Source organism: uncultured Bacteroides sp., from assembly GCF_947632445.1.
In the GTDB taxonomy this organism is placed as follows: domain Bacteria; phylum Bacteroidota; class Bacteroidia; order Bacteroidales; family Bacteroidaceae; genus Bacteroides.
In genome coordinates this window covers 1-8,733 of the sequence record NZ_CANRPM010000089.1, presented here as the reverse complement: position 1 = coordinate 8,733, position 8,733 = coordinate 1, and the positions used below count along the sequence as shown (strand labels likewise).

Below are 8,733 nucleotides of genomic sequence, written 5' to 3'. Positions count from 1 at the left end.
GCAAATCCGTGTAACTCGTTGAGCTACACGGATTTGGTTCCGATAATTATTGTTGATTATCTAAATCTACTTAACCTTCCCTGAAATGACTCCTGATATTAGCAAACAAAGGAATATCCACATTACTGTTTCTTATATCCAAGGGAATATCCATATCGCTGGTTTCGTAAGATGGCATGAAGTGTAGTCCTATACCAGCTCCTAAAAAGAAATATGGACTGAACTGGTAGCCGTGTGAGGTATTGATTTCCAGTCTTCCGAACTTATAAACTACAATACCAATGGAATAACCAGCATCCACATAGCCTTTATAACTATTAGTCAGATAACTTTGTGCATTGACGTTTACATTCGCGGCAACCACCATAAATAAAACACACAAGAATTTGAACTTTGCCATGACGTAAAAATTTGAATTATTGTTTAATAACGTGAGTTCTAAATAAGGATAAATATAATCTGTTGTTAAATAGGAACATAGCGATAAAAGTATTAAATTTATAGTGTAAAATTATAACATTTAAACGATTGTCACTATCGTTCTCAGCGTCCAAAGTTACAGAAATTTATTGTATGGCCGATGATTTTTGCAAGGAATTTACATTGCAACAGGAAAAATATATGATTGTAGACAGGAAAATCAAACATCGCAACAAGCCCAACCGCATGAGTGATGCCGAGATTTTTGAATTAGTCAAAAACAATATGAGAAATTCTCTGATGAGCGTAGCGACAAAATCCTGCTCAGAAAACGCGCTTTGATAGAAACGTTCCATGATGGGTTGAAGAACATCGCACAGATAGAACACTCCAGACATCGGTCATTCAGTAACTTCTTTGCCAATTAGCTCTCCACCATAGCTGCATACTGCTATACTGCTTCTTTGAAAAGAAACCCGCCATTGAAATGAACTTTATCAATAACGGGCAACTTGCTGTCTTTTGATTTTATGTCGAACTCACGTCATTTTATACAATATTCCATCCTATTGTACTTATTTCCATTTGCTCAAATCTTAGAAGGACGTAACTTAGCCACGTAAAAATAAAACAACCAAGATATACTTACAATGAAAAACAAACTGTTACTGTTGTTACTTTTTTTATGGGCAGCAACCACCCAATCTCAAACCCTTCCCCTGCAACTTCCAAAAGGAACAGGAATCTTACGTTTGGGACTGGTCTGCGGTGAAGAAAGCCGATGGCTGGACCAATGCAAAGTGAAAAACAAAGGGAACTATTACACGATAGAAGACAAACTGTGGAAAGGTGGTAAAGTAGAACTAACCATCTGTTCACTGACCGACACACAAGGAATCATCATAAAAGCCACAGCCGAAAACCTACCACCTGACACTCGCCTATGCTGGGCTTTCGGTGCCTGTGATGACAAAGCTGTAAGGACGGAACAAGACGACGTAATCCCCACAGACGCCTGCCATGACAATGTGTTTTGTATCGAAGGAAATGCATTCACCGTCTACTACGGCGAAGTGATGAAACTGAGAACTGTACATGGCGTGATGCCTGACAGTTCCGAACCTATTCTCTGCGATGCCCATCAGCAGAACAATCCTCTGACTCTCTACCGTTCAGGCAAAAAGACAGATGCCCCCGTAATCGCTGCCCTACGTACCTGGCAGGAAGGAGAAACACTTTACTTTTGCCTTTACAAACAAAATGCCAAAGCCGATTATAACCGATTTATGTTGCCGGCCCTTTTTGACAAAGAAATTCAAAACAAACAATGATGAAACATCTGTATCTTCCCCTGTTCCTATTGTTAACGTACTTGCCGGCCAACGCGCAAGATTACAAAGTCTACCAGTTCGCAGCCGATGAAGTCCCCATTCTGGACGGTGATACTCGCGACTGGTCCAATGTACCCGACAGCTACGCCGTGACCGAAACCGCACTGAAAGAAGACGAAGGCAAGCATACTGCCCCTGACACCAAGACCTTGCAGGTCAGTGTAAAAGTGGGTTGGTGTGACGAAACTCAGAAATTGTATTTTCTCTACGAAGCTTGGGACAACTATTGGCGCTTCAATGAAAACTCGTTGAATACAGACATTTTTGAAGTAGTAGTGGATGGCGATTGTTCGGGTGGCCCGTTCATCGACCGCTTGCACCCGACCGCTCCCGAAGATGTCTGGCAGGCTTGGTTCAAGTTTCACGGTTGCCACGCACAAAACTACCACATCTTCACTCCACCCCACGGACGTGACTGGTGCATGCTCTGGGGGCCACAGGTATGGCTGAAACAAAAGCCTTATGCTGACTATGCCTACCACTATGATTTTCATGAAGGCGAAACGGGCAAACTGACGCTGGAGTTCTACATTACTCCCTTCGACCATGCCGATGCCGACGGGCCGGAAATTTCCCGTCCCACCGTTCTTAAAGAAGGGAACGAAATAGGCCTCTGCTGGGCCGTAATTGACTGGGATGCCAATCCCACTTCAAAAGACGGTTTTTGGAATCTGTCCGACGAACATACGATGTACGGGAATGCCTCTTACCTGAAACGATTTACCTTAATGCCCCTGCAATGATGAAAAATATACTATCCCTGCTACTCTGCCTCTGCACGGTAGCAACCCAAGCCAGCATATATAATGTAAAAGAGTACGGAGCCAAAGCCGACGGAAAGACCATCGACAGTCCCGCCATCAACCGCGCCATCCAAGAAGCTGCCGCCAACGGCGGAGGTACCGTCTATCTGCCGGCCGGCAACTATGCCTGCTATTCCATCCGAATGGCCAGCCATATCCATCTGTTGATGGAACAGGGTACCACGATTACAGCAGCTTTTCCTTCGGCCACCGAAAGCTATGACGATGCAGAACCCAACAAACACAACCGCTACCAGGACTTCGGCCACAGCCATTGGAAGAACTCTCTCATCTGGGGCATCGGACTGGAGGACATTACTATCAGTGGTCCGGGACTGATTGATGGGCACGGACTGACACGTGAAGGAAGCCGCTTGCCGGGCGTGGGCAACAAGGCCATCAGCCTGAAACTCTGCAAGAACGTCACACTGAAAGATTTCTCCATGCTACGCTGCGGACACTTCGGTCTGCTGGCTACAGGCGTGGACAATCTGACTATCTTGAACCTGAAGGTGGACACCAACCGAGATGGATTCGACATAGACTGCTGTAAGAATGTACGTATCAGCCAGTGTACCGTCAACAGTCCTTGGGATGACGCTATCGTATTGAAATCTTCTTACGCTTTGGGCTACTTCAAAGACACGGAAGATGTTACCATCTCCGACTGCCTGGTCAGCGGATACGACCGCGGCAGTGTACTGGACTGCACCTGGCAACGCGACGAACCACAAGCCCCCGATCATGGCTTTGTGACGGGACGTATCAAGCTGGGGACAGAATCAAGCGGCGGCTTCAAGAACATCGCCATTACCAACTGCATCTTCGAACGTTGCCGAGGCTTGGCACTTGAGACGGTGGACGGTGGACGATTGGAAGATATTGTCATCAGCAATATCACCATGCGCGACATTGTTAACTCCCCTATCTTTCTTCGCTTGGGCGCCCGTATGCACAGCCCTGAAGGAACACCTGTGGGCAGCATGAAGCGCATCCTCATCAGTAACGTCAATGTGTTTAACGCCGACTCACGCTATTCGTCCATCATCAGCGGCATACCCGGATCCGTCATTGAGGACATCAGCCTGAACAACATCCACATCTACCACCAAGGCGGCTACACTGAAACCGACGGACAACGCACGCCACCCGAACAGGAGAAGGTTTATCCCGAACCCTGGATGTTCGGCACCATTCCAGCCAAAGGCTTCTACATCCGCCATGCCTGCAACGTCAGATTGGACAACGTGCACTTCCACTACGAACAGCCCGACGGTCGGCCGCTGATGGTCACAGACGATGCCACCGACATCACCTACCGCAACGTCACGTCGGACGGAGAAGTCTACAAGCCCTGAACCGACAGGTTCCCACATGAAAGACGACAGGCTGAGGGTTAACGATTTCAAACCAACACTTAAATTGCTGAAGCTAACGTCTATCCATTTTGTTACATTCCTTATTATAAATGTTTCATGCAACCTTGGGAACAGGGGATGAAACATTTTTTTTATTTCCCTTACGAACAACTGCATACATTTGCGCAGGCTTTCAAGCGAAAAAGCTGATAAACGAAAAGAGAAATTTAATTATTAATTCAATAAAATGTACCATGAAAACAGAAATATGAAAACACATGCAACATGCTATCGCGCCGAGGAAGTTTTTTTAATCAAACAGACTTGCGGAAACGCTATTATACAAGGACATAAAGATTGGAACAGTCACAAGTGGAAAACTCCAGCAAGGAAGAGGAAAACTGCAAAGTGACACTGAATGCTGCCAATCCTTGTTCGACCAGTCACACGGATGAGGCTAATTCAAATATAATCTGTACCTTTATACGATCAAAAACAATAAAACCATGAAAAGATTTATCAACCACCTGACAATGACCTTGATAACGGTTGCCACACTGGCTGCCTGCCAACCGCAGAACAACGGCATCCGCCTGGAACACCAAGGCGACACGCTTACCATTGTTCACATCACAAACCCAACCCGATACCTCATCCTCCCCATTCAGGAGTCACACAACGAAGGTAAAGTGAAACTCATTACGGGCAGTCCCACCGACATAGCCATAGACGTGCGCCTAGCCGTTGATAGCGTAGAATATTACGTACCCTTAGCCCTGCCTCAAAGCTCTGAAGCTACCGTCAGCATCAGCCACGTAGCGGCCAACGCCATCTGCTGGGACAGCATCCGTTTAGCCGATAACTTCGATACCACCAACACAGACTATTATCGCCCCGTCTACCATCATACTCCACTCTATGGCTGGATGAACGACGCCAACGGACTGGTGTACAAGGACGGCGAGTATCACCTCTACTTCCAGTACAACCCCTACGGCTCGAAGTGGGGCAACCTGCATTGGGGACATTCCGTCAGCCACGACCTCATCCACTGGGAACATCTCGACCCCGCTATCGCTCGCGACACACTGGGACATATCTTCTCCGGCAGCTCTGTGGTTGACAAAAACAATAGCGCCGGCTACGGCAAGGATGCCATGATAGCCTTCTACACATCGGCCAGCGACGAACACGGACAGATACAGTGCATGGCCTACAGCACCGACAACGGCCGCACGTACACGAAGTACGAGAAGAATCCTATCCTGACCCCATTTGACGGACTGAAGGACTTCCGCGACCCGAAGGTGTTCTGGTACGAGCCCGCCCAAAAGTGGTACATGATTGTTTCCGCCGATAAGAACATGCGTTTCTACTCGTCCACCGACATGAAGAACTGGGAATACCTGAGTCTGTTTGGCGAAGGCTACGGCGTACAGCCCAATCAGTTTGAATGTCCCGACTTCATCCGGCTACCGGTCAATGGCGACAAGAACAACATGAAGTGGGTAATGATTGTCAACATCAACCCCGGCTGTCCTTTCGGCGGTAGTGCTACGGAATATTTTGTAGGCGAATTCGACGGCAAAGAATTCAAGTGCGACAACGACAAGAGTGTTACCAAGTGGCTCGATTTTGGTAAGGACCACTACGCCACCGTCTGCTTCTCGAACACGGGCGACCGCACCATTGCTATGCCTTGGATGAGCAACTGGCAGTACGCCAACGTCACCCCCATCCGCCAGTATCGCGGAGCCAATGCCTTGCCTCGTGAGCTGTCGCTCTACACCAAAGACGGTGAAATTTACATGGCCGCCAACGCCGTGAAGGAGACCGAAGACCTGCGCAAAGGCACCGAGTTCATCAATGACTTCGCTCTCTCCGACGAATATATAGTCAGCCCGCTGGCTACCGGCATCGAAGGCGCTTGTGAACTGGAAATGGACATCACTCCGAACAAGGCACAAACCACAGGTTTCCAACTGCTGAACGATAAAGGCGAAAAAGTCGACATCTACCTTGACATGAAGTCCGGCCGCATTGTCATGGACCGTAATCAAAGCGGCCTGACAGCCTTCGGCGAAAAATCCGAACTTCACTTCAAGGAGACTGACGATCATCGCAAGACGGAGTCCGTGAACTACGTCAACGACTTCGCTTTGGGTACTTGGGCACCGCTCTCACTCTGCGAAGGCAAGACCTACCACCTCGACGTATTCGTAGATAAGTGCTCCATTGAAATCTTCATAGACAATGGCCGCATTGCCATGACCAATCTCGTATTCCCTACCCAGCCCTACAACGCCTTGCGTTTCTACTCCGAAGGAGGCGAGGCTAAAGTGAAGAATCTGAAGGTACACCAATTAGGATTGTAACACTAAAAAACTTATATCCCATGAAATACCCCATTGAAACAGCGACACTTGCACAGCTCGCCACCACTACACTGGATGTCAGTGACATGAAACAGATAGCAGATACGCATTCTTTCAGGTAACTACCTGATAAAAGCAGGTCTCGATATCTTTGGCTTTCACCCGATGCAATGTCGTATGATGAGACTGACAGAAGTGAAATAATTACAAGAACTATAATAACCCTTGAGTAGAAGTATTGACTTTATTATCATTACTTCACTCCTTAATTTCGTAAAACAATGACCGCAAAACAACAAATGAAATACGGGAAACTGATTCCCGTTATGCTCTGCTTCTTCGCTATGGGCTTCGTAGACCTGGTAGGCATCGCTTCCAATTACGTAAAGGCCGACCTTAGACTGACGGACTCACAGGCCAATATCTTTCCGTCGCTTGTATTCTTCTGGTTCCTTATTTTCTCTGTACCTACAGGGATGCTGATGAATCGTATCGGACGGAAAAATACGGTACTGCTAAGCCTCGTCGTGACAGCCCTGTCACTCCTATTACCCCTCTTCGGTGATAGTTACGGACTGATGCTCTTTTCCTTCTCATTATTGGGTATCGGCAATGCATTGATGCAAACTTCGCTCAATCCGCTATTGAGCAACATTATTTCGGGCGAACGTCTGGCCAGTTCGCTTACTTTCGGGCAGTTTGTCAAGGCCATCGCTTCATTCCTGGCTCCTTATATCGCTATGTGGGGCGCTACGCAGACCATGCCTACTTTCGGGCTGGGTTGGCGTGTGCTGTTCCCCATCTATATGGTAGTGGCTGTCATCGCTATCCTATGGCTCTCGTCTACGCATATCGAGGAAGAAAAAACCGACCAGGCATCGGGTTTTGCCGACTGCCTGCGTCTGCTGGGACAGCCGTTTATCCTGCTGTGCTTCTTGGGTATTGTCTGCCACGTAGGTATTGACGTAGGTACCAATACGACCGCACCCAAACTGCTGATGGAACGTGTAGGCCTGACACTTGACGAAGCAGGGTTTGCCACGAGCCTCTACTTTATCTTCCGTACCGCAGGCTGCCTGATGGGTACATTCATCCTTCAACACCTGTCGGCACGCCGTTTCTTGGGCATCAGCGTAATGTGTATGTTGGTGGCAATGGCAGGTCTGCTGGTATCTAACGAACATCATATCATCTACGTCTGCATCGCCCTCATCGGGTTCGGCAACTCCAATGTCTTTCCCATCATCTTTGCGCAAGCCCTTACTGCGGTACCTGACAAAAAGAACGAGGTTTCGGGACTAATGATTATGGGGCTTTTCGGCGGTACGATCTTCCCATTGCTGATGGGTATGGCCAGTGACGTTGTCGGACAAAGCGGAGCTGTAGCTGTAATGACAATCGGCGTACTCTATTTGATTGCCTACACTTTGAGAATGAAATCACAAAAAAAACAATAGCCATGAATAATCAATCAATCGTAGTCGGAATGGGCGAAGCACTATGGGACGTGCTGCCCGAAGGGAAAAAACTGGGTGGAGCACCCGCCAATTTTGCATATCATGTATCACAATTCGGACTGGAGAGCCGCATAGTAAGTGCCGTAGGACAGGACAAATTGGGTTCAGAAATTTTGGACAACTTCCGCGAAAAACAATTATACGGACTGATAGAAACGGTACCTTATCCCACAGGAACGGTTCAGGTAGAATTGGACGCCGAAGGAGTTCCTTGTTATGACATCAAAGAAGGCGTAGCTTGGGATAACATTCCCTATACACAGGCTCTCGAAGGACTGGCCCATCAGACATGCGCTGTCTGCTTCGGTTCACTGGCACAACGCAGCATCGTATCACGCGAAACCATTCATCATTTTCTCGACGCAATGCCTGAAAGCGAAGACACGCTTCGCATCTTCGACATCAACCTGCGGCAAGGATTTTATACGAAAGAAATTCTGTGTGATTCATTCCGTCGTTGCAACGTACTGAAAATTAACGATGAAGAATTAGTTACCGTAAGCCGGATGTTCGGTTATCCGGGCATCGACCTTCAAGACAAATGCTGGATTCTGCTGGCTAAGTATAATCTGAAGATGCTGATCCTGACTTGTGGCGTAAACGGCAGTTATGTTTTTACTCCCGGCCACGCATCATTTGTGGAAACTCCCAAGGTGCAGGTCGCAGATACCGTAGGCGCAGGCGACTCATTTACAGCTGCCTTTACGGCTGCAATCCTTAAAGGACATCCGGTAGCAGAAGCCCATCAGCTGGCTGTAGAAACTTCGGCTTATGTCTGTACACAACAGGGAGCTATGCCCGTATTACCCCAATCATTGACGGAAAGACTGGCATAAAGATGACAGTTTCATGGATTTTTGTACATTTTT

General features: G+C 47.7%; 7 protein-coding genes and 1 pseudogene. 7 read left to right on the top strand and 1 reads right to left on the bottom strand.

Features of this window, described 5'->3' with window-relative positions; genetic code table 11:
* Positions 1–70: 70 nt before the first annotated feature.
* Entirely contained in the window at positions 71–400 is a 330-nt protein-coding gene (locus tag Q0Z70_RS12330) for a hypothetical protein (protein ID WP_298074943.1), read from the bottom strand.
* Between the two features lie 293 nt (positions 401–693).
* Between Q0Z70_RS12330 and Q0Z70_RS12325 the strand changes: the two are divergent.
* The 7 genes and pseudogenes from Q0Z70_RS12325 to Q0Z70_RS12295 form a co-directional block, all read left to right on the top strand.
* Positions 694–845, top strand: a pseudogene (locus Q0Z70_RS12325) (transposase); the annotation flags it as partial.
* 225 nt (positions 846–1,070) lie between these two features.
* Positions 1,071–1,751, top strand: coding sequence for a DUF4450 domain-containing protein (locus Q0Z70_RS12320; RefSeq protein WP_298074942.1), 681 nt, complete (start codon positions 1,071–1,073; stop codon positions 1,749–1,751).
* Positions 1,748–2,554, top strand: a complete 807-nt coding sequence (locus tag Q0Z70_RS12315; RefSeq protein WP_298074941.1) for a hypothetical protein — start codon at positions 1,748–1,750, stop codon at positions 2,552–2,554. Before Q0Z70_RS12320 ends, Q0Z70_RS12315 begins: the two co-directional genes overlap by 4 nt.
* Positions 2,554–3,972, top strand: a complete 1,419-nt coding sequence (locus tag Q0Z70_RS12310; RefSeq protein ID WP_298074945.1) for a glycoside hydrolase family 28 protein — start codon at positions 2,554–2,556, stop codon at positions 3,970–3,972. The genes Q0Z70_RS12315 and Q0Z70_RS12310 overlap by 1 nt, the downstream gene beginning before the upstream one ends.
* 506 nt (positions 3,973–4,478) lie before the next feature.
* Positions 4,479–6,347, top strand: a complete 1,869-nt coding sequence (locus Q0Z70_RS12305; protein ID WP_298074940.1) for a DUF4980 domain-containing protein — start codon at positions 4,479–4,481, stop codon at positions 6,345–6,347.
* Positions 6,348–6,628: 281 nt separating this feature from the next.
* Positions 6,629–7,804, top strand: a complete 1,176-nt coding sequence (locus Q0Z70_RS12300; protein WP_298074939.1) for an MFS transporter — start codon at positions 6,629–6,631, stop codon at positions 7,802–7,804.
* A gap of 2 nt (positions 7,805–7,806) precedes the next feature.
* A complete protein-coding gene (locus Q0Z70_RS12295) occupies positions 7,807–8,700 on the top strand; it encodes a carbohydrate kinase (RefSeq protein WP_298074937.1) in 894 nt (297 codons plus the stop codon).
* Positions 8,701–8,733 lie beyond the last annotated feature (33 nt).